The following is a 24,017-nucleotide window of genomic DNA, read 5'->3' on the forward strand; positions in this document are numbered from 1 at the left end:
GCCGTTGCTGGCGCCGCGCCCCTCCGCGGCGAATATCCCCTATTGGAAGCGCCCTCCCCGCTGCAGGACCTCGATCTTGTAACCGTCGGGATCCTCGATGAAGAAGAAGCGGGCGATCAGCGCTCCGTCGCGGTTGAACTCGACGATCTTCCTCGGATTGAGGCCGAGCGCGCCGACCCGGTCGTGCTCGCTGTCGAGATCGGCGACCGAGACAGCGAGATGGCCGTAGCCGTCGCCGAGCGCATAGGGTTCGGTGCGCCCCTTGTTCACCGTCAGTTCCACCTCGAATAGCGAGTCGCGATTGCTGAGATAGATGAGCGTGAAGGTCTCGAAATCGAGCCGCTGCGCGACCTCGAGGCCGAAAGCCTTGTTGTAGAAATCGACGGACCGCGCCTCGTCGAGAACCCGGATCATGGAATGGATCGCCTTCGCCAAATCGGTCTCCGCAGCTTCAGGTGCTTACGCAAACGATTATGCGCGCCGGCAAAAAAAGGTGGTGGCAGCCGATTACCACGCACGGAATTGGAAAACGGCTAGTGTCGCTCCAGTTTAGCTGCATGCCGCCCAAAAGCCTGCCGCGGTTTTGGGGACCGGCATGCAGCAAACAAAGGCCTGAAGCGCGGCGCGCCGAAACGGTTTCAAGCGGCGCGCTTTAAGGACGAAAGTCCGATTGCCGTTGCCGGCCATTGGATCGAAAATGACAAACGCAGGCAGTGTTCAAAAAGGCGCCGGCAACTCAATCGGCGCCCAAGACAAACAAGAACGGGAGGTACCGATGTGCAGAGTCTTTGCCGGACAGGATCCGGAAGGCTACCGGCAGATCAACAGGTCGATCCGCATCGACGGCCATTCGACCAGCATCCAGCTCGAGGCGACATTTTGGGGTCTTCTTGACGAGATCGCCGACAGCCAGGGACTGACGACGCCGAAATTCATCTCGAAGCTCTATGACGAGGCGATCGAGATCAACGGCCAGATTCCGAACTTCGCTTCGATGCTGCGCACCACCTGCGCGCTCTATCTGCGGGGCCATCGCCCCAACGCCGAGGAGCAGGCTGCGTTGAAGCAGGAAGCCGCCTGACCAGCGGCACGGGTGAATTCCCCTGGACAGGCCAGGCGGCGGAGCGATCCGCCCATCGACAGGTTATTGCATCCATCTAAAATACAGGCACAACGGACAACGGCGGCAGGCCTAACCAACGATTGACGATGCGCTTGACGGACAGTCTATCTTTCCGCAGGCTGGCAACAAATCGAGCTATGCGGCTTGAACTTTACAGTTTCCGTCATCTTTAACTTGGGCGTGATTTCCCGAGGCAGGCACCTTATTTTCGAGGCACCTAATATGAGCCATCGCTATCCTATCAGGATGAACCGGCGTCTTTTCCTCTCCTCTGTCGCCATACTGACGATCACAGCTCCAGCCGTGAGCTTCGCGCGAACGATCTCGGGCTCCCTGCCCTGGGAGCCGATGGCTTCGGATCCGCCGGCGCGGGTCATCCCCGGCGGGTGGCAGTTCTTCACGTCGCAGGAAGCGGCTCTGGTCGAGGCCATCGTCGACAGGCTGGTCCCCCACGACGACCTCAGCATCGGCGGCAAGGAGGCCGGCTGCGCCGTCTACATCGACCGGCAACTGGTGGGCGCATTCGGGACATCGAGCCGGCTCTACACGCAGGGGCCGTTCAAGCCGGCATTGCCGACACAGGGCTACCAGGGCGAAGCCAATCCGGCACAGCGCTACCGCGCCGGACTGGCGGCCATGGATGCCTTCCTGAAACAGCGCGACGGCAGGACATTCGTCGAGCTCAAGCCGGAGGAACAGGACGCTTTCCTCACCGAGATGGAAGCGGGCAAGGTCGATCTGCCCAACAGTGTCAAGGCCGCCGGATTCTTCGGGCTTTTGCTGCAGAACACGATGGAGGGCTTCTTCGCCGACCCGGTCTATGGCGGCAACAAGGACATGGCGTCGTGGCGCATGCTCGGCTTCCCGGGCGCCCGCTACGACTACCGCGATCATGTCGCCAAGCACAATCAGCCCTATCCGCTGCCGCCGGTGTCGATCACCGGCCGCCCGGAATGGCTCGGCAAGGGAGCTTGAGCCATGACCAGGATTTTGCCGCGCAAGGATGTCGTCATCGTCGGTCTCGGCTGGACCGGGGCCATTCTTGCCAATGAACTGACCGACCAGGGCCTCGACGTGCTCGCCATCGAGCGCGGCCCTTGGCGCGATACCGCGACCGACTTCAACATCGGCTATGCGCAGGACGAGCTGCGCTACTCGATTCGTCGCGATCTCTTCCTGCAGCCGGTCGTCGAAACCATGACGATGCGCAACGACCCCTCGCAGACTGCGCTGCCGATGCGCGATTTCGGTTCCTTTCTGCCGGGCAATGGCGTCGGCGGCGCCGGCGTCCACTGGAACGGCCACACCTGGCGGTTTTGGGATTCCGACTTCAAGACCAGGACCAATCTGACGAACAGATACGGCGCGGCGCGGATCGCCGATCTCCAGGTCGAGGACTGGGGCGTCACCGGCGCCGAAATGGAGCCCTATTACGACCAGTTCGAATATCTGGCCGGCATCTCGGGCAAGGCCGGCAACATCAAGGGGCAGCTTCAGGAAGGTGGCAACCCGTTCGAGGATCCGCGGGCGCGCGACTACCCGAACCCGCCGATGCAAATGACCTACGCGCCGACGCTCTTTGCCGAGACCGGCCGGTCGATGGGGCTGCATCCGTTCCCGACGCCGTCGGCGAACATGTCGCGCGCTTACACCAATCCGCTCGGCGTCACGCTCGGCCAATGCACGTACTGCGGCTTCTGCGAACGCTTCGGCTGCGCCAACTATTCCAAGTCGAGCGCCCAGACGACGGTCCTGCCGGTGCTGATGAAGAAGGCCAATTTCGAGGTCCGCACGGACAGCGAGGTGCTGCATGTCGACCTCGCCGCCAGCGGCAAGTCCGCGCGGGGAGTCACCTATGTCGACTCTTCCGGCGAGGCATATTTCCAGCCGGCCGACCTGGTGCTGCTTTGCGCCTACGGCCTGCACAATGTCCGGCTGATGATGCTGTCGGGCATCGGCGCGATCTATGACCCCAACACCGGCGAGGGAACGGTCGGGCGCAACTACTGCTACCAGACCAACGCCGGCACCCAGGTGTTCTTCGACGACAAGAACTTCAATCCGTTCATCGCCGCCGGCGCGCTCGGCCAGACGATCGACGATTTTAATGGCGATGCCTTCGATCATGGCGGGCTCGATTTCGTCGGCGGCGCCGGCATCAACTGCATCCCCACCAACGGGCGTCCGATCGGCACGCGACCGACGCTTCCCGGCACGCCGAAATGGGGCAGCGCCTGGAAGAAGGCCACGGTCCAAGGCTACAAGAGCACGCTTTCCTTCTCTTCGCAGGGAAGCAGCTACGCGACGCGCGCCAACTATCTCGACCTCGATCCGACCTACAAGGATCGCTTCGGCCGCCCGCTGATGCGTATGACCTTCGACTTCCCCGACAACGATATCCGGATGTCGAACTATCTCTGCGACCGGATGGAGGAGATCGCCAAGAAGCTCGGCGGCAAGCAATACGCCGTCGGCCGGCGCAAGAAAGGCTGGGACAGCGTGCCGTACCAGAGCACGCACAACACCGGCGGCGCGATCATGGGGACGGATCCCAAGCGCAGCGCCGTCAATGTCTTCCTGCAGAGCTGGGACGTCCCGAACGTCTTCGTCATCGGCGCCTCGGCCTTCCCGCAGAACGCCGGCAAGAACCCGACCGGAACGGTCGGCGCGCTGGCCTTCCGCGCCGCCGACGCCATCCGCAACCACTATCTGCGCAATCCCGGCGCGCCATTGGTGCAGGCATGAAGACGCTCGCTCTCACTCTTGCCGCGGGTTTTGCCAGCTTGGCCTTTGGCCCCGCCATCGCCGCCGACCAGGCTGACCAGATCATTCGCGGTCAATACCAGGCCGTGCTCGGTGACTGCGCCGGCTGTCACACGAAGCCCAGCGGCAAGCCGCTGGCCGGGGGGCTGCCGCTCGAAACACCGTTCGGCGCGCTGGTGCCGCCAAACATCACGCCCGACAGGGAGACCGGCATCGGCAACTGGAGCGATGCCGATTTCCGCAACATGATGAAAACCGGCGTCGGCCATAACGGCGTGCGGCTTTATCCGGCGATGCCCTACCCGGCCTACACCAGGATGACCGATCGGGACATTTCCGATCTGTGGGCCTATATGACGACGGTCGAGCCGGTTTCGAACAAGGTGGAAGCCAACCAGCTGCCGTTCCCGCTCAACGTCCGGCTGTCAATGTGGGGCTGGAACCTGCTCAATTTCAGCGAAACGTCTTTCACGCCGAATCCATCCAAGCCGGCGGAATGGAACCGGGGCGCCTATATCGTTCAAGGCGCTGGACATTGCGGCACCTGCCACACGCCGAAATCCTTTCTCGGCGCAGACAAGGACAGCGTCTTCCTGCAGGGCGCGTCGCTTCAGGGCTGGTTCGCACCGGACATCACCAACAATGCGCAGTCTGGTCTGGGGAAATGGTCCGAGGACGACCTGATTCAGTACCTCAAGACCGGCGTCAACGCGCATTCGATCGCATCGGGTCCGATGGCCGAAGCGGTCGAGAACTCGACCTCGAAGATGACCGACGCGGATCTGAAAGCCGTCGCCGTCTATCTGAAGAGCCTTGGTTCGGATACCGGCAATGTACAATCGGCGAAACCTGAACAGGCAAGGATGGTGACCGGCGAAGCCATCTACCGCGACAATTGCTCAGCGTGCCACGGCGGTGACGGCGCTGGTGCCGGCGCCCTCTTCCCGGCGCTCAGCAACAACTCGATCGTCGCCCAGGGCAATACGGAGACACTGGCCCGGCTGGTCCTGGCGGGAAGCCAGGCCGTGCGTACGGAGCATGCGCGCACGACCCCGGCGATGCCATCCCTGGCCTGGCGGTTGAGCGACCAGGAAGTCGCCGACGTCCTCACCTATGTGCGCAACAGCTGGGGCAACGCCGCTCCGATGGTTTCGTCTGGCGATGTCGCTGCCGTGCGGAAGGAATTGACGCAATAATCTAGTCGGCTGCGGCGACTTCGAGCGCCAGCCGGGTCATGTCGGTGAACAAAGCCTGGCGCTCCGAATAATCGGTCAACTCGCCGGTGGCGATATGATCGACGACGGTGAGCAGTGACAGCGCTCGCGCGCCGAACTGCGCCGCAATCCGATAGAGCGCACTGGTTTCCATATCGACGGCCAACGCTCCCAGCGCGATCGGCTCGTCGAACCGGGCACGGCCGGCGGGATGATGAAACACGTCGCTGCAGATCGTGAGACCCGCGCTGCAGGCGATGCCGAGATCGGCCGCGCGCCGCAGCGCCAGCGCATGCAGCGCATGGTCCGGGCCCGCCGGCTGGTAAAGCCCGAACACCTGTCCGCTGATTGCGCCCTCCGCCCGCACTTCGCTGGAGATGACGACGCCGCGCAGGGGCACATCTTCCGACAAGCCGCCTGATGTGCCGGTGCGGATCAGCGTCTTCACGCCATGATAGTCGAGCAGTTCGTGGGCGTAGATCAGGAAGGATGAAACACCGATGCCGGTCGCCTGGATGCTGACCGGCTTGCCGCGGAACCGGCCGGTGAAGCCCAGCGCGCCTCTTCGGCGGTTGACGCAGCGCGGCGCCTCGAGAAAGGTTTCCGCCATCCATCGGGCGCGCTCGGGATCGCCCGGCAAGAGCACCGTTTCGGCATATTCCCCCCGGCCCGCCTCGATATGCGGCGTCACGCGCTACCACCCCCATGATAGACCCATCCGGTCGCCATCATGACAGGGTCATAGCAATGCGCAAGCGCTGGCTTACTTGGAGCAATCTAGGAAAAGTGTGAGCGGTTGGGCTCACGGCTTCGCCGTAGCCTTCCGTCCGGAATTGCGTGAGCGGTTCAGCGTTTTCGTGAAACGCTGAGACGCTCTAGGATTCCAGCACATCCTTGACGATCGTCGCCAGTTGCTTGAGCGAGAACGGCTTCGGCAAGAAGCCGAAATGCGCGTCGGCCGGCAGGTTCTTGGCAAAGGCGTCCTCGGCATAGCCCGAAACGAACACGAACTTGATGTCCGGTTGGCGTTTGCGCAGCTCGCCGAGCAATGTCGGCCCGTCCATCTCCGGCATCACCACGTCGGAGACGACGATGTCGACCTTGCCGCCGAGCGCCTCGAACACTTCCAGCGCCTCGACACCGGACGACGCCTCGTGGACGGTGTACCCACGCGAGATCAGCGCCCTGACGCCGCCCATGCGCACGGCGTCCTCGTCCTCGACCAGAAGCACGGTGGCCGAGCCGGAAAGATCCTTGGCCGTATCGGCCGGCTTGGTCGGGGCCATCGCCGCGGCCACCGCCTCGCCGGGCTCTGCCTGCTTCTTCACCTCGGCGATGTGGCGCGGCAGGAAGATACGGAACACCGTGCCCTTGCCGACCTCGGAATCGCAGAAGATGAAGCCGCCGGTCTGCTTGATGATGCCGTAGACCATCGACAGGCCGAGGCCGGTGCCCTTACCCACTTCCTTGGTCGTGAAGAACGGCTCGAAGATCTTCTTCAGCACGTCGGGCGCGATGCCGCTGCCGGTGTCCTCGACGTCGACGAGCACATAGTCGGCCGGCGCCAGCTCGCGATAGGCGAAGGACTTGCACTCGTCGGAGGTGACGTTTCGGGTGCGCACGGTGATATCGCCGCCGCTCGGCATGGCGTCGCGCGCATTGACGGCGAGATTGACCACCACCTGCTCGAACTGGCCGATATCGACCTTGACCGGCCACAGGTCGCGGCCGTGGTCGATCTTCAGCTTGATGTCGTTGCCGACCAGCCGGGCGAGCAGCATCCTGAGATCGGCCAGGACATCGGTCAGGTTGAGCACTTCCGGCCGCAGCGTCTGCTTGCGCGAGAAGGCCAGCAATTGCCGCACGAGCGAGGCCGCCCGGTTGGCGTTCTGCTTGATGTTCATGATGTCGGGGAAGGACGGGTCCGACGGCCGGTGGTTGGTCAAGAGAAGATCGGACGCCATGATGATGGCGGTCAGCACGTTGTTGAAGTCGTGTGCGATGCCGCCGGCGAGCTGGCCGACCGCCTGCATCTTCTGGCTCTGCGCCATCTGGCCCTCGAGCGCTTTCTGCTCGGTGGTCTCGACTGCGTAGACGATCGCCGCTTCCTCGGCGCCTTCGCTGCCCGCGCTGTCGGCGACGGCGTTGACGTAGAAGCGGATGTGGCGCTCCTCGTTGCCGGGCAGCACGGAGTCGATCGGCTCGATATTGGCCTGCCGCTGCCGGGCCTTCTCGAAGGCTGCGGCGAAAGCCGGCCGGTCGCGCTCATGAACGATGGTCTCGAACCGCACCCGCCGGTCGACGGCGTCACGGTCGACCACGGACGAAAACAGCTGCAGGAACGGCGCGTTGGTGCGCAGGATGCGTCCGCTCGCATCGACGCCGGCAATGGCCATTGGCGTCGAGTTGAAGAAACGGGTGAAGCGAACCTCGGAGGCTCTGAGTTGCGCGGAAGCGTCCTCGCCCTGGGTGCGGTTGAGGACGATCGTGCGGGTCGGGCCGTTCACGCCTTCGCGGCTCGCCGAAACGCGGTGCATGAAGCGCACGGGCAGCGCCTGGCCGCTCATAGTGGTGAGGTCGAGGTCGATGACGGCGTTGCGGGTGGTGCCCGGGTCGGCTTTGACGGAGCGGACCAGCGCCATGCCGTCGCCGGCGATGATTTCCGGCAGCGTGATGGCGCCCGGCGTGAAGGAGGCAAGGTCGATGCCCAGCCACTCGGCGAGCGTGGCATTGATATAGGTGACGCGGCCCTCCTGGTCGGCCGAGAAAAACCCGGCCGGCGCATGGTCGAGATGGTCGATGGCTTTCTGCAGGTCGAGGAAGAAACGCTCCTGCTCCGCCCGTTCCTGCGAGATGTCGGCGAGCTGCCAGGCCAGCATCGGCAGCCTTTGCCCGGGCATGCTGAAGGCGCGGGCGCGGGCGCGGTACCAGCGCGCGCCGGGCTCGGCACCCGGCTTGATCGACTGCGCCAGCCGGAACTCGCCGTCGCCGGCCTGGCCGTCGCGCAGGCCCGACGCCAGCCGGTAGATCGTCATCGAGGCCTCGGGAACATCCGAAAGCAGCCCTTCGACGGTCTTGAGATCGGCGGCCGAGGCAGCACCCGTCATATCGGCATAGGCGCGGTTGGCGTAGACGACGCGGCCCTTGGTGTCGGTGACCACAAGGCCCTGCGACATCGAGTCGACGAAGGCTTTCGACAATTCGTCGCCAGTCGAGCGCGGCGCGATCTGCACGAAGCCGATCGCCGTCGCGAACAGGAAGCCGACGCCGATCATGGCGAGCACGCCGAGCATGCCGAGCAGGAAAGGATCGCCGAGACGCTCGCGGAACAGTCCGAAGACGATCGCGGCGCCGGTCAAGACGACGATGAAGACAATGAGCCTGGTGACGGCGCCCGGACGCGTGTTCTGGTCGACGATCGGTACCGGATAGAAATCGCCGCGCGCTTCCTTGGCCATGTTCCCCCTGCTCGTGATTCCGGTGTCCGACGGGCGCGGACGGCCGGTTGAATCACATTCTCCTGTAACGGAAAAGGCCCCGGCGGCAAATGTCCGATAAAATCAGCGATTCATGTTTCAAACTGTTCACGATGGGTGATGTGAACTTGCGGTCGCTGGTCCCAACGGTCTAGTGTCCCCTCACTTCAAAGATGGCGATTGGGGTGCACCGATGCAGTGGCTGGATAATGTGGCGGGCCCGGGTTATGTCGCCGCAATCCTGTGGACGGTAGCGGCCCTCATCCTGCTGGTTGTCGTCCTGCTCGCCATCAAGGTGGTCCGCAACCTGACCTTCGGCACCTTCGTCGCCGGCGGCAGGAACCGCAAGACGCGGCTTGCCGTGATGGATGCCACCGCCGTCGACAGCCATCGCCGGCTTGTCCTGGTGCGCCGCGACGACATCGAGCACCTGATCCTGATCGGCGGGCCGACCGATGTCGTGGTCGAGCGCGATATCAGGCTGGCGGCGCCGCGTCGCCCGGCATTGACGGGCGACGGCGGACAACAGCAGGCAGCAGCCACCGCCCAGCGCCCGCGCGCGCCGCAACCGACGCCCGCCCCCGCCAAGCCGCCGGCGCCGCCTGCCGCCCAGCCAGCTGCCGCCACACGTCCGCGCGTGCCGGCGCCCGCCCCCACCAAGCCGGCGGCGCCGAGCCAGCCGACGGCCAAGGTCATGCCGCTGCCGGGCTACGGGACGACGAACGGCGGCACCAAATATGCGCCGCCGCCCTCAAGCGACTCCATCGACGACACGCTGATGCACGAACTCGAGACCTCTCTCGACGACCAGCATTCCCAGCCGGCAATCGCCAAGCCCGCGGCCAAGCCTTCGCTCGATGACGAGATGACCAAGCTCCTTGGCGAGTTGGGCAGCCACAAGCGCTGACCGGCCACCCGCGCAAGCGAGCCTCTTCGCGCTCTTGTCGGCAAAGACAAATGGAGCGCTGAAAAACAAAATGGCCGGAAATCCCGGCCATTTCGATGTTCTTGCCTGCTGGATCGCGTCAGTCGTCGCGATAAACTTTCTCGCGACGCTCGTGGCGCTCCTGCGCCTCGATCGACAGTGTCGCGATCGGACGTGCGTCGAGCCGCTTCAGCGCGATCGGCTCCCCGGTCTCCTCGCAATAGCCGTAGGTGCCTTCGTCGATGCGCTGGAGCGCGGAGTCGATTTTCGAGATGAGCTTGCGTTGGCGATCGCGGGCGCGCAATTCGATGGCGCGGTCGGTTTCGGAGGAGGCACGATCGGCTAGGTCGGGGTGGTTGGCGTTTTCCTGCTGCAGGATTTCGAGGGTTTCGCGTGCTTCGCGGAGAATGTCGCTCTTCCAGGTGATAAGCTTTTGACGGAAGTACGATTTTTGCCGTTCGTTCATGAACGGCTCGTCTTCGGAGGGTACGTAATTGGCGGTAACGATATCGTTCATTCGACTCACCCAACAACCCCAAATTTGGCGCCTATATATTCGGGGACAAGAGCCTGCACAAGCGCTATCGGCGACAGTTTCACGCAATTGTTAGTCTCGCATCGGCGGCCCGCGCGATGACTTTGTTTCAACCACACAAAACGAATTCGCACATGATTCGTTGCAGTTGCTGGCGCCGGCCATTGTGCATGACATCGTTCTGGTGACTAATCGCGCTTTGCCAGCAAGGCGGCGTCACGGGGGGTCCGGTTGAGCAGACTTTATCTGTTGCGGCATGCCAAGGCCGGCTGGGCGCTGCCCGGAGTGCGCGATTTCGACCGCCCGCTCGACGAATCGGGCATGGCCGATGCCGAAGCGATCGGAGAGGCCATGCGGGCCCGCGCCTACGTGCCGGACGTCACCCTTTGCTCCAACGCCAGGCGTGCAAGGCAGACGCTGGAAGGCCTGGCGGAGCGCACCGACACCGGCCGGGTCCTGTTTTTCGACACGCTCTACAGCGAGGATGCGGCCGGCTATCTCGACATCATCCGCAAGAATGGCGCAGCCAACTCGCTGCTGGTGATCGGTCACAATCCCATGACCGAAGACCTGGCCATGGCGGTGTCCGGAGATGGCGATCAGGCGGCGCGCGGGATGATGAATCACGGTTTTCCGACCTCCGGCCTTGCCGTGGTGCGCTTTCCCGGCAACCTTGCCCAAGCGGCGCAGGGCAACGGCTATCTCGAAGCCTTTCTCACGCCCGCCGACCTCTGAGGCCATTTCAAACGCGCGGTCCAGGGCCTATATCGGGCGCTGACGCCCAACCAGAGGCCCGATTTGGCATCATCGCTGACCAATTTCACCGACGAGGCGAGGATTGCGCTCGACACGTTGTCGGGCCGCGCCGCCGGGCTCTTCTCTCCGTCATTGCGTCTTGGCGTCACCGGCCTTTCCCGCGCCGGCAAGACCGTGTTCATTTCTGCCCTCGTCCACAATCTCATCCATGGCGGACGCCTGCCGCTCTTGGAAGCGCAGAAATCCGGCCGTATCGCCCGTGCCTTCCTCGAGGAGCAGCCGGACGATGCCGTTCCGCGTTTCCAGTATGAGGATCATGTCGCGGCTTTGGTGAACGACCGTGTCTGGCCGGACTCCACGCGCGCCATCTCAGAACTGCGGCTCACCATCGAATATGAGTCGGCTTCAGGCTGGAACCGGTTGTTTTCAGCCGGAAAACTATCCATCGACATCGTCGATTATCCCGGCGAATGGCTGCTCGACCTGCCGCTGCTTGGCAAATCCTTTGCCGACTTTTCGCGCGAGGCGGTCGAACTGGCCGCCCTGTCCGTCCGCTCGGACCTGTCGCAGGCATGGCGCGAACTGGCCTCCGCCATCGATCCCGATGCCGACGCCGACGAGATGACGGCGCGGCGATTGGCCGAAAGCTTCGCCGCCTATCTCAAGGCCTGCAAGCTCGACGAACGCGCGCTGTCGACGCTGCCGCCCGGCCGTTTCCTGATGCCGGGCGATCTCGAAGGCTCGCCGGCGCTGACCTTCGCGCCGCTGATGACGCTGTCGCAAGGCCGGCCGCGCTCCGGATCGCTGCAGGCCATGATGGAACGCCGCTACGAGGCCTATAAGACGCATGTCGTCAAACCGTTCTTTCGCGAGCACATCGCCCGCCTCGACCGGCAGATCGTGCTGATCGACGCCATGCAGGCACTGAATGCCGGACCGGCCGCCATGGCCGATCTGGAGCGCGCCGTCACCGAGATCCTCTCCTGCTTCCGGCCCGGACGGGGTAATTTCCTCACCGACTTCTTCTCGCGCCGTATCGACCGCATCCTGGTCGCCGCGACCAAGGCGGACCATCTGCACCACGAAAGCCATGACCGGCTGCAGGCGATCGTTCGCCGGCTGACCGACCGCGCCGTGGCGCGCGCGAATTTCAGCGGCGCCGCCGTCGACGTCCTCGCCATGGCCGCGGTTCGCTCAACCCGCGAAGGCACGGTGAAGCAGGGCCGCGAGACGCTGCCCGTCATCATCGGCACCCCGCTGAAGGGCGAGAAGATCAACGGCGAGACATTCGACGGAAAGACCGAAACCGCCATATTCCCGGGCGATTTGCCGGAAAAAGTCGACGCGGTGTTCGACAATTCCGGATCGCCGCCCGACAGCACCGAACCCGCGATCCGCTTCGTGCGTTTCCGCCCGCCGAAACTCGAACGCACCGCCGAAGGCGTCACGCTGTCCTTGCCGCATATCCGGCTCGACCGCGCGCTGCAGTTCCTGATCGGAGATCATCTGGCATGACCGCGCCCCGCAAACCGGCGGCCTTCCGCATCGAGCCCGAGACCGAGGCGCCGCCGCAACCACAGCGAAACCGCGTCGCCGAGGAGCAGCCGGCGCGCAGGCCACGTGCCGCGCGGGCTGATGTGGCGGTCGTGATCCCCTCGGAGGTCGACGTCTTCGACGAACCGGACATCGAGGCCGCGGTTCCGCCGCCGGCGACGGCGCCGAGAAAGCGCTCGCTGCTTGCCCGGCTGTTCCTCGGTGCTCTGAGCGTGCTCCTCTCGCTGGCGGTCGGTCTTTGGGCCGACCAGCTGATCCGCGACCTGTTCGCGCGGGCCGAATGGCTTGGCTGGCTGGCGGCCGGCATGGCGGCGATTGCGCTGCTCTCGCTGCTCGTCATCCTGATCCGCGAATTCCTCGCCATCGCCCGCCTGGCCGAAGTCGAAAAGATGCAGAAGCGGGCCCTGGATGCCGTGGCGCGCGACGATCCCAAGGCGGCGCGTGCCTTGGTCGACGAACTCTCGGCCTTCGTCGCGGCAAAACCCGAGACCGCCGCTGGGCGCCGCTCGCTCGCCGAACTGCGCGGCGAGATCATCGACGGCGCCAATCTGGTGCGGCTTGCCGAGACCGAGATCCTGTCGCCTCTCGATGCCCGCGCGAAAATCATGATCCTCGAGGCCGCGAAGCGCGTGTCCCTGATCACGGCGGTCAGCCCGCGCGCTCTGGTCGACATCGCCTATGTCGTGTTCGAGGCCGGACGACTGATCCGGCGGCTCTCCGAACTCTACGGCGGCCGCCCAGGCACGCTCGGCTTCTTCCGGCTGGCGCGCGGCGTGCTCGCGCATCTGGCGGTGACCGGCTCGATCGCGGTGGGCGACAGTTTCGTGCAGCAGATCGTCGGCCATGGCCTGGCCGCAAAACTCTCGGCAAAGCTCGGCGAAGGCGTGGTCAACGGCATGATGACGGCGCGCATCGGCATCGCCGCGATGGAAACCGCCCGCCCCTTGCCGTTCATCGCCGTCAAACGCCCCGGCCTAGGCGATTTCCTCTCGGCGCTGACGTCGTTCGCGGCGCGAAAGAACAGCCAAGACGACCGATAGGGTAAACGCGTGACCCGCCGCGGGTGACGAAGCATTAACCAATCTTCTGCATGGTCAGTCCGGTCCCAAGAATAGACTCTTTCGTGCCGGGTGTCGTCGATGAGAAGCGTAATCCTGTCCTGCGTTCTGCCTGCCACCATTGCGATTGCCGCGCCGCTCGGACTGGCCGAAAAGGCCTTTGGCGCAGAGCCGGACAAGCAGTTTTTCCGCTCCGTCGAAGGCAGATGGGTCGGCCCTGGCGAGATCATCGCCGGCAAGTACAAAGGCACCAAATTCACCTGCGATTTCAATGGCTCGACGCCCGCCAGCAAGCTCGGCATGACGCTTGACGGCGGCTGCAGGGTCGGCGTGTTCACGCAAAAGATGTCGGCTAGTGTCGAACGCAAGGGGCGCGATGGTTACAGGGGCACCTTCATGGGCGGCTCGACCGAAAGCGGCATGGACATTGTCGGCGGCAATGTCGTCGACGCCCAGAAAGTCGTCTTCACCATCAACCGCAAACAGTTGAACGGCGTCATGCAGGCGCGCGTCCCCGACGGCAATTCGATGACCGTGACGGTGGCCGTGCGCGTCAACAATCAGCTGGTGCCGGTGATCGGCATGAGCCTGAAGCGGATCGATCCGGTCGAAGTCGGCGCCATCGCCAAGAACTGATCCGGCGCGGTTCCGGCCGCCCGCGTCCGCCACCCGCAAGAAGACGGTTCACGTTAAAGTCGGGAAGTGGCAGGCCACTTTGCGGCCTGGACGATATTCCTTCAGTTCCGGCCGCTCAGAACGGCACCGTTCCGCCGCGATCGGGCATCGCGGATGGAAGCGGCACCCGGATGGAGGCTTCAACGGGCTCGGCACGTCGCCAGTGAGGATGATGCGCTTGCGCGCGCCCGCAGGCGTCGTCTCGACAATGGGAACCGCCGAGATCAGCGCTTGGCTGTAGGGATGAGCCGGCGTCGCAAAGACCTCTTCCGCCGGGCCTTCCTCGACGATCGAGCCGAGATACATAACCGCGATGCGTGTCGAGACCTGGCGCACCACGGAGAGATCGTGGGCGATGAAGATATAGGTGAGCTTCAGCTTCTCCTGCAGATCGGCGAGCAGGTTGACGATCTGGGCCTGTACCGACACGTCGAGCGCGGAGACCGGCTCGTCCAGTACGACAAGGTCGGGGTTCAACGCGATCGCCCGCGCGATGCCGACGCGCTGGCGCTGGCCACCGGAGAATTCGTGCGGATAGCGCATCATATGGTCCGGCAACAGTCCGACCAACTCGAACAGCTCCGCCACCCGCGCGGTGATCTCTTTGGCCGAAACCTTGCCATGAATGCGCAGCGGCTCGGCGACGAGATCGCCGACGCGCCGGCGCGGATTGAGCGAGGCCGAGGGATCCTGAAAGACCATTTGCAAGCGCCGCCGCAGCGGCCTCAGATCGGATAACGACTTCGAGGTGATGTCGTCGCCTTCGAACAGAAGCTTGCCGTCGGTGATGTCGTAGAGCCGGACCAGGCAGCGCGCCAGCGTGGACTTGCCGCATCCGGATTCCCCGACAAGGCCCACTGTTTCGCCCCGCCACACGGTCAGCGAGACATTGTCCACGGCATGGACCGTCCGCCTGCCCTCGGCGGAAAACCGGGTGCCGATCGAAAAGCGTTTTGCCAGCGAACGCGTCTCGAGGATCGGGCGATCTGTGTCTGTCATCGGCTCGCTCATGCCTGCGCCACCCGAAAGCATGCCGCGGCATGCGCGCTCGCGCCGAGTCCTGGCTTGCCAGCCTCGCAAGGTTCGTACCGGACCGGGCAGCGCGGGCCGAAGGCGCAGCCTTGGGGCAGCCGCAGCAAGGAAGGCGGCGAACCGGGGATGGCCGGCAGGCGGCGCGGTTTCTGGCCGGTCAGCGGCGGGATCGAGCCGAGCAGCGCACGCGTATAAGGGTGTCGCGGGTCGGAAAACAGCTCCGTGCGGGTGCCGCGCTCCACCACGCGGCCGGCATACATGACCATGACCCGGTCGGCGAGCTCGGAGACGACACCCATGTCATGCGTGATGAAGACCACTGCCGACTTGTGCTTCGCCCGCAATTTGCGCACGAGGTCGAGAATGCCGGCCTGCACGGTGACGTCGAGCGCGGTGGTCGGCTCGTCGGCCACCAGCAGCGCCGGATCGCAGGACAAGGCCATCGCGATCACCGCGCGCTGCCGCATGCCGCCGGAAAGCTGGTGCGGATAGCGCGACATCGCCTCGTGCGGGTTGGGGAAATTCACCTCCGCCAACAGCTGCTCGACGCGCTCCATCGCCTTGGACTTGCTGAGACCGCGATGCGCCCGGATCTGCTCGGCGATCTGCCAGCCGATCGTGTAGACCGGCGTCAGCGCCGTCATCGGATCCTGGAAGATCATCGCGATCTCGTTGCCGCGCAGACGACGAAGCTCGCGCGGCGGCAAGCCCACGAGTTCGCGGCCCTTGTAGCGGATCGAACCTTCGATGGTGGCGTTCGGGTCGGTGATAAGCCCCATCACGGCAAGCAGCGACACCGTCTTGCCCGAGCCGGATTCGCCGACGACGCCGAGGATCTCGCTTTCCTCGAGATCGAAGGAAACGCCGTCAATGGCCCGTACCGGTCCGTCATGCGTGCGGAAGGACACTTTGAGATCGCGCACCGACAGTATCATGATGCCCTCAGGCGCGGATCGAGGAGGATGTAGACGAAATCGACGACCGCGTTGGCGATCACCACGAACATCGAAGCGTACATGACCGTCGCCATGATCATCGGCAGATCGAGGTTCTGCAGCGCGTCATATGTGAGCTTGCCGATGCCGTGCAGGCCGAACACGACTTCGGTGAGCAAGGCCGAGCCGCCCACCAGCGCGCCGAAGTCGAGGCCAAACAGGGTGACGAAGGCGATGAGCGAGGTGCGCAGCGCATGGCGAAACAGGATGCGGGTCTCCGACAGGCCCTTGGCGCGGGCGGTGCGGATATAATCCTCCTGCATGGATTCGATGATGGCCGCGCGCAGCACGCGCCCGTAAATGCCGATATAAAGGATGGCCAGCGTGATCCATGGGATGACCAGCGTCAGGAACCAGCCCTTGGGATCGTCGGAAAAGTTCTTGTAGCCGAGCGGCGGCACCCAGGAGAACGCCCAGCTGTCGTGATAGCGGCTCTGGGTCATCAGGTTCATCACTTCGCCCAGCCAGTAGACCGGCATGGAAATGCCGAGCAGGCCCAAAGCCATCAGAAGCTTGTCAAGCCAGCTGTCGCGGGTGGCCGCGGCGACGATGCCGATGATGATGGAGACGACCACCCACAGGACTGCGGCGCCGAACACCAGCGAAAGCGTGACGGGGATCGAATCCATGACGGCCGGCACAACCTTCCAGCCGCGGTTGACGAATGAGGTCAGGTCGCCGGTGACGAAGATCTTCTCCATCATGCGCGTATATTGCACGTAGAGCGGCTGGTCGAAGCCGAAGCTGTGGCGCACCGCTGCCAGCACTTCCGGCGAAGCGTTGCGGCCCGCGATGCGTGCGGCGGGATCGGCGCCGGGCGTGGCGAAGAAGATCAGGAAGACGATGACGGAGATGCCGAACATCACGAACAGCATCTGACCGAAACGGCGCAGGATGGCATAAAACATCAGTCGCGCCCCAGCCGGACCTTGGAGCGCGGGTCGAGCGCATCGCGCAGGCCGTCGCCGAAGACGTTGAGCGCCATGACGGAAACGGCGATCGCCAGGCCAGGCACCAGCGCAACCAGCGGCCTCGTATAGAGCAGCGCCTGCCCGTCCTGGATGATGGTGCCCCAGCTCGCGGCCGGCGGCTGCACGCCGATCGACAGGAACGAAAGCGCCGATTCCGTCAGCATGTTCAGCGCCATCATCAGCGGCACGAAGACGATGAGGGTGGTGGTGATATTGGGCAGGATATCGCGCCACAGGATGCGCCAGCCCGGCACGCCGAGATTGATCGCTGCGAACACGAACTCGCTGTGGCGCAGCGCCAGGACCTGCCCGCGTATCGGACGCGCGACATAGGGTATATAGACAATGCCTATGATGATGACCGGCAGCCATAGGCTGCCCGATTGGATCTCGATCGGCCCGATCGCGATGCCTTGCGCGATGGTGACGATAGAAAGCGAGATCGCCAGCAGATAGATCGGGAACGCCCAGAGCACGTCGAGCAGGCGCGACAGCACCGTGTCGGTGATACCGCCGAAATAACCCGCGATCAGTCCCGCCATCGTGCCGACGATCAGCGTGAAGAGGGTGGCCGCGCCCGAGATCAAAAGCGAGTTCAAGCCGCCATAGAGCAACCTTGCCATGACGTCCCGCCCCTGGCTGTCGGCGCCGAGGAAATAATTGCCAAGCCGCCAGGTCGGGCCGATCGGCGTGTAGCCAAGCCCCAGTCCCTCGGTCGACTGTTCCATCACCGGAACGTCGGCGCCGTCGATCTGGATGACGGCGTCGAGCGTCGAGGCGAACGGATCCGTGCTCGCCCATTTTGCGTAAAGCGGCGCGCTGAAACAGGCGAGGACGATGATGAGGAACACGGCCAGGGACGCCATGGCGGCCCTGTCCGTTGCCAGCTTCGCGAACGCGACGGCCCAGGGCCCTCGCGTCTTGCGCGGCATGGCGGCGACTTGGCTGGACACGATATGTGCCTTCCGCGGTTCGTTACTGCACCCAGGATTGCGTGATAATCCAGTTGAACTGCGGGTTGAACTTGAAATTGCCGATGCGCTTGCTCACGAAATCAAGCCGCTTCGGCGTGAACAGACCGACCGCCGGCGCCTTGTCGGTGACCTGCTTGTCGATCGCCGCCCACAATTTGTCGGCCGCCTTCTGGTCCGTTACGCCGAGGTCCAGAGCCTTCTGCATCTGGGCGTCGATATCCTTGTCGCAGAAGCCGGAGATGTTGATCGAGGCGTCCGAGCCTTCGCGATAGGAGGCGCAGCTGAACAGGATGTTCAGGAAGTCCGACGCCGCCGGATAGTCCTTGTACCACTGGGTGACGGACATCTGCACTTTGTTGTTGGTGTTCTGGATGTAGGTGAACTGCAGGTTGGAAGAGATCGGCTTGACGTCGGCGACATAGCCGATGTTGGTCAGCACGCTCTGCAGATAGACGCCTATCGATCGCGAGATCGCCGTATCCTCGACGATGATGGTCACCTTCTGGCCCTTGGTGCCCGATTCCTCGACGAGTTGCTTGGCCTTCTCGACATCGGGCGCCGACCATTTGGCGCCCGGGTTCTTGGTGAAGGGGCAATAGTCCTCATGTCCGGGGAAATCCGGCGGCAGGACCTGGCAGACCGGCGAGGCCAGCACCTTGCCGCCGAACAGTTTGACCAGCGTGTTGCGGTCGACCGCATAGGCGACGGCCTGGCGCGCCTTTTCATTGTCGAACGGAGCCATGCGGGTGTTCAGCGGCGCGTACCACCACGCCGAAAGCGGCGAGATATGCAGCTGGTCCATGGACTTGCTGCCGAGTTCGCCGAGGCGGTCGCTGGGCAGCGCGTCGAACATCCAGTCCGCTTCGCCGTTTTGGATCGCCGTTACGGCCGCCTCTTCCGACAGGCCGAAATCATACTGCACGACATCCGGATAGCCGTCCGGCTGGGCTTCCTCGCTCCACTGCTTGAAATTGGGGTTGCGGGAAACCGTCATGCCCTTGTTGGGATCGAAGGCCGAGATCATGTAGGGGCCGGTGCTGGGGATCGGCTTGGAACCCATATCCTCGGCCGGCGTGTCCGCGGGCAGGATCACGGCATGCGGCAAGGCGAGCTTGTAGAGGATCTCGGCGTCCGGCTTGGTGAGATTGAGGGTGATCGTGCCGGCCGCCTCGTCGGCGACGACGCCGCCTTCCAGCGTGCAGCTCTTGGTGTCGGCCAGGCATTTGTCGGCGCCGACAATGCCGGCATAGAAGGTGCCCGACGTCGGGCCGGAAATCTTGAAGATGCGCTGGAAGGAGGCGACGACGTCCTTCACGCCGAGGTCCTGGCCGTTGGAGAACTTGATGCCCTTGCGCAGCTTGAAGGTGAAGGTCCTGCCGTCATTGCTGACCTCAGGCAACGCCTCGGCCAAGTCGGGAACGATGGAAAAACCCTCGACACCTTCCGCTTTGCGGAAGGCGACCAGGCCGTCATAGATCGGCTGGTACATCTGCCAGCCCTGGTCCGTGTAGTTGATATGCGGATCGAGCGTTCCGGCCGCCGATCGGGCGAGAAGGCGAATGGTGCCGCCGCGGTGTTCCTTGAGATATTCGGCGTGCGCCGGAGCGAGCCACGAGCCGGCCAGCAATGCGGCGGCCGAGGCCGCCAAAAGCAGTTTCTTCATGTCGTCATTCCCCTTTTTCAGTTGTCGTTGTCGTCCAGGAAGTTTCCCACCACCCGCATGCAGAGATCCTGCTCCTCGACATGCGGCATGTGGCTGGAATGCTCGAATATCTCCCAGCGCGATCCCTTGATGCCGTCCTTGAAGGGCTGCACGGTCGCGGGCGTTGCTTCGTCGTAACGGCCGGAGATGAGGAGTGTCGGAACCTCGATGGCCGGCAGGCGGTCGATGACGCTCCAGCTCTTCAGCGTTCCGATGACGTGGAATTCGTTCGGGCCGTTCATCACATTGTAGACGGTCGGATTGCGCACGATCTGGGCGAAAGTCTCCGTCACCTCGGGCGGGAACGGCACGACCCGGCAGACATGCCGTTCGTAGAACCGCATCGTCGCTTCCTGGTAGGCCGGATCGCCCGTCGTGCCGGCCTGTTCGTGCTTCGTCAGCGTCTCCTGCACCTTCCTGGGCAGATCGGCGCGCAACCGGTTGGCCTCCTCGACCCAAAGCTTCATGGAAGCAGGCGAGTTGGCGATGGTGAGCGACTTCAGGCCCTTCGGGCGGGTCACGCCATATTCGGCACCCAGCATGCCGCCCCAGCTTTGACCCAGCACATGGAAGCCGCCGCGGATGCCGAGATGGTCGACGAGGTTCTCCAGTTCGTCGATGAAGATCTGGGGCGTCCAGAAATCGGCGCCCTTTTCCGGCAGCAAGGTGGAATTGCCGCAGCCCAATTGGTCGTAGTGGATGACGGCGCGGCCGCCCCGGGCGAGAAGCTTGTAGGCATCGACGTAATTATGCGCGGCGCCCGGGCCGCCATGCAGGATCACGACTGGAGCCTTGCCGGCATCGAGCTCGCCGCTGATCCGATACCAGGTTTCATAGGCGCCGAAGCCGGCCCGCCCTTCCTTGCTGACGATCTCGGACGGCATTGTGGTTCCCTGCGTGGTTGAAGACATCCCGCCGTCGCCTAGTTCGCCGCCTGGCCGGACTGCACCCACTCTTCCAGCATCTGCACGCCGAAAGCCGTGGCGCCTTCCCGGCCCAGCGGCTGGTCCTTATCGGCCAGTTCCTTGCCCGCAATGTCGAGATGCACCCAGGGACGATCCTCGGTGAAATTGCGCAGGAAGGCCGCGGCATAGGGCGCGTCGCCATCCTCCATGTCCTTGGCGTGATGGCGGATATCGGCGAAGGGCGATTGCAGCCCCTCGTCATAGGCCCGGTCGAGCGGCAACTGCCAGAACCGCTCGCCAACCTTTTCCCCGGCCGCGATCATCCGCGAGGCGATGGTGTCGTCGGTGCTGAAAAGGCCAGCGAAGACCGAGCCGAGGCCCCGCATCACCGAATAGGTCAGCGTCGCCAGGTCGACGATCACCGATGGGTTGAAGCGCGAGGCGGCATAATAGAGGCAGTCGGCCAGGATCAGTCGGCCTTCCGCATCCGTGTCGAACACTTCCACGGTTTGGCCCGACGCTGTCGTGATGATGTCGCGCGGCTTGAGCGCGGTGCCGGACGGCATGTTCTCGGCAATGCCGAGCACGCCGACGGCATGCACCGAGCTGCCTTGCCGGGCGAGCGCAATCAACAGGCCGACCACCGCGGCCGCGCCGCCCATGTCGGCCTTCATGTCGAACATCTGCTCGCCGCGCTTGATGCACAGGCCGCCGGAATCGAAGCAGACGCCCTTGCCGACGAAAGCCAGTGGCTGCGCGGGAGCGCCTTTGCCGCGATAGCGCAGGACGGCGACACGCGGCGACCGCGCCGAGCCGGAGCCGACGGCCAGGATCGCATTCATGCCGAGCTCCTTCAGCCGCGCCGCATCGAGGATCTCGACATCGATGCCGGCCTCGCGCAGCGGCTCCAGGTGGTCATGGAAATTGTCGGGGTGGAGATGGTTTGGCGGCAGGTTGACCAGTGTGCGCGCATATTCGACACCGTCCGCGATGGCATCGACCCGCGCCAGCGCCGCCTTCAGCTCCGGACCGGCCGCGCCGATCAATTGCACCCGCAAAGTGCGGTCGGCGCCGGCTCCCTGACGCCGATTGCGCATGTCGAAACGATAGCGCCGAAGCCGCATGCCGAGCGCAACCCGCGCGAGAACTTCCGCTGCAGGCAGGTCGACATCGGCGAGCGGGTCCAACACGAGGGTGGCCGCGCATTCGCCCTTGCCTTCCAGATGCGCCGCAAGCAAACCGCCGGCTCGCGCCAGGGAAAGGGTTGTTACGGCCTCGGCCCTGCCCAAGGCCAGCACCACCACGCGCCGGACCGGTACGGCCTTCGGCGCGATGACATCGAGACAGGCGCCGGATTCCTCAAGCGCGGCCGGCTCGGAACACGCGCGGGATAGGATCCCGTCCATCTCGGCATCGAGCGCCGCTGCCCGGGGCCCAAAACCCGTGTGAGCGGTTTGCAGGATCACGACGACGGAGGTTTCCGCGGAAATCTCCGTCGTCGTCTCGAAGACCGGCACCGGCGACTGAGGCATAAAGCTCGTTCTCCCATTTGCGGGGCGGCTCCTGCCAGATCGGCTGCGTCATGCGCAAACCTCTCCCGCAACCGATGCAAACCGATGAGGCCGGTTCGCGCCGTTGGGGAAATGGTATCGGAGTACCCAAATAATTGTTTTCTGACGGCGACTTAGTCGCTCTTGCCATTTGGGTATCCCCGAACCGGCCAGGCGATCAAACGCCAATTTTGCCCAAGTCGATTGACAAAAACTCAACTGACAATTCATGATCGGTCAATGGCACTGCCCTCGCTCAATGGTATGCGCGCTTTCGAGGCCGCCGCGCGTCTCGGCAGCATCAAGGATGCAGCCGAGGAGCTGCATTTGACGCCCTCGGCCGTCAGCCGCCACATTCGCGCGCTTGAAAGAAACCTCGGCCAGGACCTGTTCGAGCGCGGCTTTCGCCAGATCACCCCAACCATCAGGGGCTCATATTATGCCCGCTCTCTCTCGGAGGCATTCGAGGCCATCTGGCGCGCCACCGACGATGTCAGCTTCGTCGATGGGCCGGGGCACGGCAGGACCCAGCGTGTTAGGGTGCTCTGCGTGCCGGCGGTCCTGAACCTTTGGCTGGCCGACCGGTTGCCGAATTTCCGCAAGCAGCATCCGGCCGTGGACCTGGAGATCTCTACCTCGGGCAAGCGCGCCAACTTCGATTTGGCCATTGTCGACGAGTTCGTCTACAAGGCCGGCCCCGCCCTGACGCTGCTGATCCCGCTGGTCCTGACCCCAGTCTGCGCGCCCTCGCTGCTCGAAGGACCGGTGCCGCTCAGAACGCCCGCCGATCTGGTCAATCATCATTTGATCCACGAATGCGAGAGCATGCGCTGGCGGCGCTGGCTGGAGCAGGAGGGCGTTCTGGACACCACGCCGAAATCCAGCACGACGCTCGATGACTGCACCTTGATCATGCGCGAGGTGATAAACGGCGCGGGGATCGCTTTGGCCGATACCATGATGGCTCAGGACCTTCTGCAGCAAGGCAGGCTTGTCGCTCCTTTCAGCGCCCGCCACACCTATCCCGCCGGCATCTATCTACATCAGCGCCGCAGCATCGGGAACAAGCCCGGAACCGGCCTGTTCCAGGATTGGCTGCTCGCCGAGATCACCGACCATAAGCGCGCGATGGGTATCGCGTAGCGTATCTCGGAAAGCGCTGCCGACCGAAGTGCTGCGCAAGAAAAAGGGCGGCGGCCAAATGGCCGCCGCCCTCGCATTCGCCGACGGTTTGGCTCAACCCTTGATGGTGGCGGTCAGCTCGTCATAGGCCTTGCAGGCTTCGTCGAGTGTCGTCGCGCCCTGATATTTGGTCGTCACGGCCTGCACCTTGGCTGTCAGATCGGCCGCCTTGCTCGGATCCTTGGTGATGGCTTCCTGGAGGGCGGCGGCCATGTCCTGCGCCTTCTTGGCAGCGATTTCCTGCGTGCATTCCGGCCCCTTGGAGCAAGCCGAACCGGCCAACGCCGCAACACCGACGGCAATGAGCAAAAACTTCTTCATATCAATCATCTCCTAAAAAAAGGCAGCCGCCCATCGCCGCTGCCTCCGATGGCCGAAGCCGAACGTGCCATAACCTCTGATTGTGGCGTTACGCAACGACCGGGCCGTGTCAACTTGTGTAACGCGGTTGCAACAGGCGTTTGCCGCGGAACCTGTAGCTTCGTATCCTGCGGCATGCCCTGCTCTTCCAGCCAGTCTCCGCGCCCTTGCCTCTCGCTCCCGGGGCATGCAAGGAGTGCTTCCGATGCATGTCGCCCAGAAGCGCGCAGCGGTTCTGGGACAACGACATACATCAAATCAAAGACC

At 64.0% G+C, this 24,017-nt stretch carries 22 protein-coding genes; 10 read left to right on the top strand and 12 right to left on the bottom strand.

What is annotated here, in order from left to right; translation table 11 throughout:
* Positions 1 to 39 precede the first annotated feature (39 nt).
* Positions 40 to 435 (bottom strand): VOC family protein, encoded by a 396-nt coding sequence (locus FJW10_RS00840; protein WP_140897689.1) that lies wholly within the window; start codon positions 433 to 435, stop codon positions 40 to 42.
* 340 nt (positions 436 to 775) lie between these two features.
* Here FJW10_RS00840 and FJW10_RS00845 point away from each other — a divergent pair, with 340 nt between their 5' ends.
* The 4 genes from FJW10_RS00845 (at position 776) to FJW10_RS00860 (ending at position 5,082) form a co-directional block, all read left to right on the top strand.
* Entirely contained in the window at positions 776 to 1,081 is a 306-nt protein-coding gene (locus tag FJW10_RS00845; RefSeq protein ID WP_140652977.1) for a ribbon-helix-helix domain-containing protein, read from the top strand.
* A 264-nt stretch (positions 1,082 to 1,345) separates the two neighbouring features.
* Positions 1,346 to 2,098 (top strand): gluconate 2-dehydrogenase subunit 3 family protein, encoded by a 753-nt coding sequence (locus FJW10_RS00850; protein WP_181177363.1) that lies wholly within the window; start codon positions 1,346 to 1,348, stop codon positions 2,096 to 2,098.
* A 3-nt stretch (positions 2,099 to 2,101) separates the two neighbouring features.
* Positions 2,102 to 3,868, top strand: a complete 1,767-nt coding sequence (locus tag FJW10_RS00855; RefSeq protein WP_140897691.1) for a GMC family oxidoreductase — start codon at positions 2,102 to 2,104, stop codon at positions 3,866 to 3,868.
* Positions 3,865 to 5,082 (top strand): cytochrome c, encoded by a 1,218-nt coding sequence (locus FJW10_RS00860; RefSeq protein ID WP_140897693.1) that lies wholly within the window; start codon positions 3,865 to 3,867, stop codon positions 5,080 to 5,082. The genes FJW10_RS00855 and FJW10_RS00860 overlap by 4 nt, the downstream gene beginning before the upstream one ends.
* A gap of 1 nt (position 5,083) precedes the next feature.
* On the opposite strand, the gene FJW10_RS00865 is transcribed toward FJW10_RS00860, so the two are convergent.
* Together FJW10_RS00865 and FJW10_RS00870 are read right to left on the bottom strand one after the other, a co-directional pair.
* The gene (locus FJW10_RS00865; RefSeq protein WP_140897695.1) at positions 5,084 to 5,791 is read right to left on the bottom strand and encodes a DeoD-type purine-nucleoside phosphorylase; all 708 of its coding nucleotides are present in this window, start codon (positions 5,789 to 5,791) and stop codon (positions 5,084 to 5,086) included.
* A 184-nt stretch (positions 5,792 to 5,975) separates the two neighbouring features.
* Positions 5,976 to 8,558 carry an ATP-binding protein gene (locus FJW10_RS00870; RefSeq protein WP_140897697.1) on the bottom strand — a complete coding sequence of 861 codons (2,583 nt, stop codon included), beginning with the start codon at positions 8,556 to 8,558 and terminating at the stop codon, positions 5,976 to 5,978.
* A gap of 211 nt (positions 8,559 to 8,769) precedes the next feature.
* On the opposite strand from FJW10_RS00870, the gene FJW10_RS00875 reads away from it, so the two are divergent.
* Positions 8,770 to 9,483 carry a flagellar biosynthetic protein FliO gene (locus FJW10_RS00875; protein ID WP_140897699.1) on the top strand — a complete coding sequence of 238 codons (714 nt, stop codon included), beginning with the start codon at positions 8,770 to 8,772 and terminating at the stop codon, positions 9,481 to 9,483.
* A gap of 118 nt (positions 9,484 to 9,601) precedes the next feature.
* Here the strand turns inward: FJW10_RS00875 and dksA are convergent, their stop codons facing one another.
* Positions 9,602 to 10,018 (bottom strand): RNA polymerase-binding protein DksA, encoded by a 417-nt coding sequence (dksA, locus tag FJW10_RS00880; protein ID WP_140830208.1) that lies wholly within the window; start codon positions 10,016 to 10,018, stop codon positions 9,602 to 9,604.
* Positions 10,019 to 10,267: 249 nt separating this feature from the next.
* Here dksA and FJW10_RS00885 point away from each other — a divergent pair, with 249 nt between their 5' ends.
* From FJW10_RS00885 to FJW10_RS00900, 4 genes are all read left to right on the top strand, one after another.
* Positions 10,268 to 10,771 (top strand): histidine phosphatase family protein, encoded by a 504-nt coding sequence (locus tag FJW10_RS00885; protein WP_140897701.1) that lies wholly within the window; start codon positions 10,268 to 10,270, stop codon positions 10,769 to 10,771.
* 63 nt (positions 10,772 to 10,834) lie between these two features.
* Complete coding sequence (locus tag FJW10_RS00890) at positions 10,835 to 12,307, top strand: YcjX family protein (RefSeq protein ID WP_140897703.1); 1,473 nt, start codon at positions 10,835 to 10,837, stop codon at positions 12,305 to 12,307.
* Positions 12,304 to 13,386, top strand: coding sequence for a TIGR01620 family protein (locus FJW10_RS00895; protein WP_140897705.1), 1,083 nt, complete (start codon positions 12,304 to 12,306; stop codon positions 13,384 to 13,386). The genes FJW10_RS00890 and FJW10_RS00895 overlap by 4 nt, the downstream gene beginning before the upstream one ends.
* Before the next feature lie 99 nt (positions 13,387 to 13,485).
* Positions 13,486 to 14,040: a hypothetical protein gene (locus FJW10_RS00900; protein ID WP_181177364.1), complete on the top strand. Its 555-nt coding sequence runs from the start codon at positions 13,486 to 13,488 to the stop codon at positions 14,038 to 14,040.
* 48 nt (positions 14,041 to 14,088) lie between these two features.
* On the opposite strand, the gene FJW10_RS00905 is transcribed toward FJW10_RS00900, so the two are convergent.
* The 7 genes from FJW10_RS00905 to FJW10_RS00935 are packed head-to-tail and all read right to left on the bottom strand — an operon-like array spanning position 14,089 to position 22,190.
* Positions 14,089 to 15,078: a dipeptide ABC transporter ATP-binding protein gene (locus FJW10_RS00905; protein ID WP_140897709.1), complete on the bottom strand. Its 990-nt coding sequence runs from the start codon at positions 15,076 to 15,078 to the stop codon at positions 14,089 to 14,091.
* 8 nt (positions 15,079 to 15,086) lie between these two features.
* On the bottom strand, positions 15,087 to 16,046 hold the full coding sequence (locus FJW10_RS00910) for an ABC transporter ATP-binding protein (protein ID WP_140830220.1): 960 nt from the start codon (positions 16,044 to 16,046) through the stop codon (positions 15,087 to 15,089).
* Entirely contained in the window at positions 16,043 to 17,014 is a 972-nt protein-coding gene (locus FJW10_RS00915; protein WP_095765266.1) for an ABC transporter permease, read from the bottom strand. Before FJW10_RS00915 ends, FJW10_RS00910 begins: the two co-directional genes overlap by 4 nt.
* Complete coding sequence (locus FJW10_RS00920; protein ID WP_140897711.1) at positions 17,014 to 18,030, bottom strand: ABC transporter permease; 1,017 nt, start codon at positions 18,028 to 18,030, stop codon at positions 17,014 to 17,016. Before FJW10_RS00920 ends, FJW10_RS00915 begins: the two co-directional genes overlap by 1 nt.
* 22 nt (positions 18,031 to 18,052) lie before the next feature.
* Positions 18,053 to 19,714, bottom strand: a complete 1,662-nt coding sequence (locus FJW10_RS00925) for an ABC transporter substrate-binding protein (protein WP_140897713.1) — start codon at positions 19,712 to 19,714, stop codon at positions 18,053 to 18,055.
* A 17-nt stretch (positions 19,715 to 19,731) separates the two neighbouring features.
* Positions 19,732 to 20,637 (bottom strand): proline iminopeptidase-family hydrolase, encoded by a 906-nt coding sequence (locus FJW10_RS00930; protein ID WP_140897715.1) that lies wholly within the window; start codon positions 20,635 to 20,637, stop codon positions 19,732 to 19,734.
* Between the two features lie 38 nt (positions 20,638 to 20,675).
* Positions 20,676 to 22,190 (bottom strand): leucyl aminopeptidase, encoded by a 1,515-nt coding sequence (locus FJW10_RS00935; RefSeq protein WP_140830229.1) that lies wholly within the window; start codon positions 22,188 to 22,190, stop codon positions 20,676 to 20,678.
* Positions 22,191 to 22,352: 162 nt separating this feature from the next.
* Here FJW10_RS00935 and FJW10_RS00940 point away from each other — a divergent pair, with 162 nt between their 5' ends.
* The gene (locus tag FJW10_RS00940) at positions 22,353 to 23,351 is read left to right on the top strand and encodes a LysR substrate-binding domain-containing protein (RefSeq protein ID WP_246674073.1); all 999 of its coding nucleotides are present in this window, start codon (positions 22,353 to 22,355) and stop codon (positions 23,349 to 23,351) included.
* Between the two features lie 93 nt (positions 23,352 to 23,444).
* On the opposite strand, the gene FJW10_RS00945 is transcribed toward FJW10_RS00940, so the two are convergent.
* Positions 23,445 to 23,711 carry a hypothetical protein gene (locus FJW10_RS00945; protein ID WP_140782867.1) on the bottom strand — a complete coding sequence of 89 codons (267 nt, stop codon included), beginning with the start codon at positions 23,709 to 23,711 and terminating at the stop codon, positions 23,445 to 23,447.
* Positions 23,712 to 24,017: the final 306 nt, after the last annotated feature.

The organism is Mesorhizobium sp. B4-1-1 (assembly GCF_006439375.1).
In the GTDB taxonomy this organism is placed as follows: domain Bacteria; phylum Pseudomonadota; class Alphaproteobacteria; order Rhizobiales; family Rhizobiaceae; genus Mesorhizobium.

What these genes read in the sequence shown, in the direction of transcription:
- FJW10_RS00845 (WP_140652977.1), top strand. Translation starts at nt 776, where the DNA reads ATGTGCAGAGTCTTTGCCGGACAGGATCCGGAAGGCTACCGGCAGATC.
- FJW10_RS00850 (WP_181177363.1), top strand. Translation starts at nt 1,346, where the DNA reads ATGAGCCATCGCTATCCTATCAGGATGAACCGGCGTCTTTTCCTCTCC.
- FJW10_RS00855 (WP_140897691.1), top strand. Translation starts at nt 2,102, where the DNA reads ATGACCAGGATTTTGCCGCGCAAGGATGTCGTCATCGTCGGTCTCGGC.
- FJW10_RS00860 (WP_140897693.1), top strand. Translation starts at nt 3,865, where the DNA reads ATGAAGACGCTCGCTCTCACTCTTGCCGCGGGTTTTGCCAGCTTGGCC.
- FJW10_RS00870 (WP_140897697.1), bottom strand. Translation starts at nt 8,558, where the DNA reads ATGGCCAAGGAAGCGCGCGGCGATTTCTATCCGGTACCGATCGTCGAC.
- FJW10_RS00875 (WP_140897699.1), top strand. Translation starts at nt 8,770, where the DNA reads ATGCAGTGGCTGGATAATGTGGCGGGCCCGGGTTATGTCGCCGCAATC.
- dksA (WP_140830208.1), bottom strand. Translation starts at nt 10,018, where the DNA reads ATGAACGATATCGTTACCGCCAATTACGTACCCTCCGAAGACGAGCCG.
- FJW10_RS00895 (WP_140897705.1), top strand. Translation starts at nt 12,304, where the DNA reads ATGACCGCGCCCCGCAAACCGGCGGCCTTCCGCATCGAGCCCGAGACC.
- FJW10_RS00900 (WP_181177364.1), top strand. Translation starts at nt 13,486, where the DNA reads ATGAGAAGCGTAATCCTGTCCTGCGTTCTGCCTGCCACCATTGCGATT.
- FJW10_RS00905 (WP_140897709.1), bottom strand. Translation starts at nt 15,078, where the DNA reads ATGACAGACACAGATCGCCCGATCCTCGAGACGCGTTCGCTGGCAAAA.
- FJW10_RS00910 (WP_140830220.1), bottom strand. Translation starts at nt 16,046, where the DNA reads ATGATACTGTCGGTGCGCGATCTCAAAGTGTCCTTCCGCACGCATGAC.
- FJW10_RS00915 (WP_095765266.1), bottom strand. Translation starts at nt 17,014, where the DNA reads ATGTTTTATGCCATCCTGCGCCGTTTCGGTCAGATGCTGTTCGTGATG.
- FJW10_RS00925 (WP_140897713.1), bottom strand. Translation starts at nt 19,714, where the DNA reads ATGAAGAAACTGCTTTTGGCGGCCTCGGCCGCCGCATTGCTGGCCGGC.
- FJW10_RS00930 (WP_140897715.1), bottom strand. Translation starts at nt 20,637, where the DNA reads ATGCCGTCCGAGATCGTCAGCAAGGAAGGGCGGGCCGGCTTCGGCGCC.
- FJW10_RS00935 (WP_140830229.1), bottom strand. Translation starts at nt 22,190, where the DNA reads ATGCCTCAGTCGCCGGTGCCGGTCTTCGAGACGACGACGGAGATTTCC.
- FJW10_RS00945 (WP_140782867.1), bottom strand. Translation starts at nt 23,711, where the DNA reads ATGAAGAAGTTTTTGCTCATTGCCGTCGGTGTTGCGGCGTTGGCCGGT.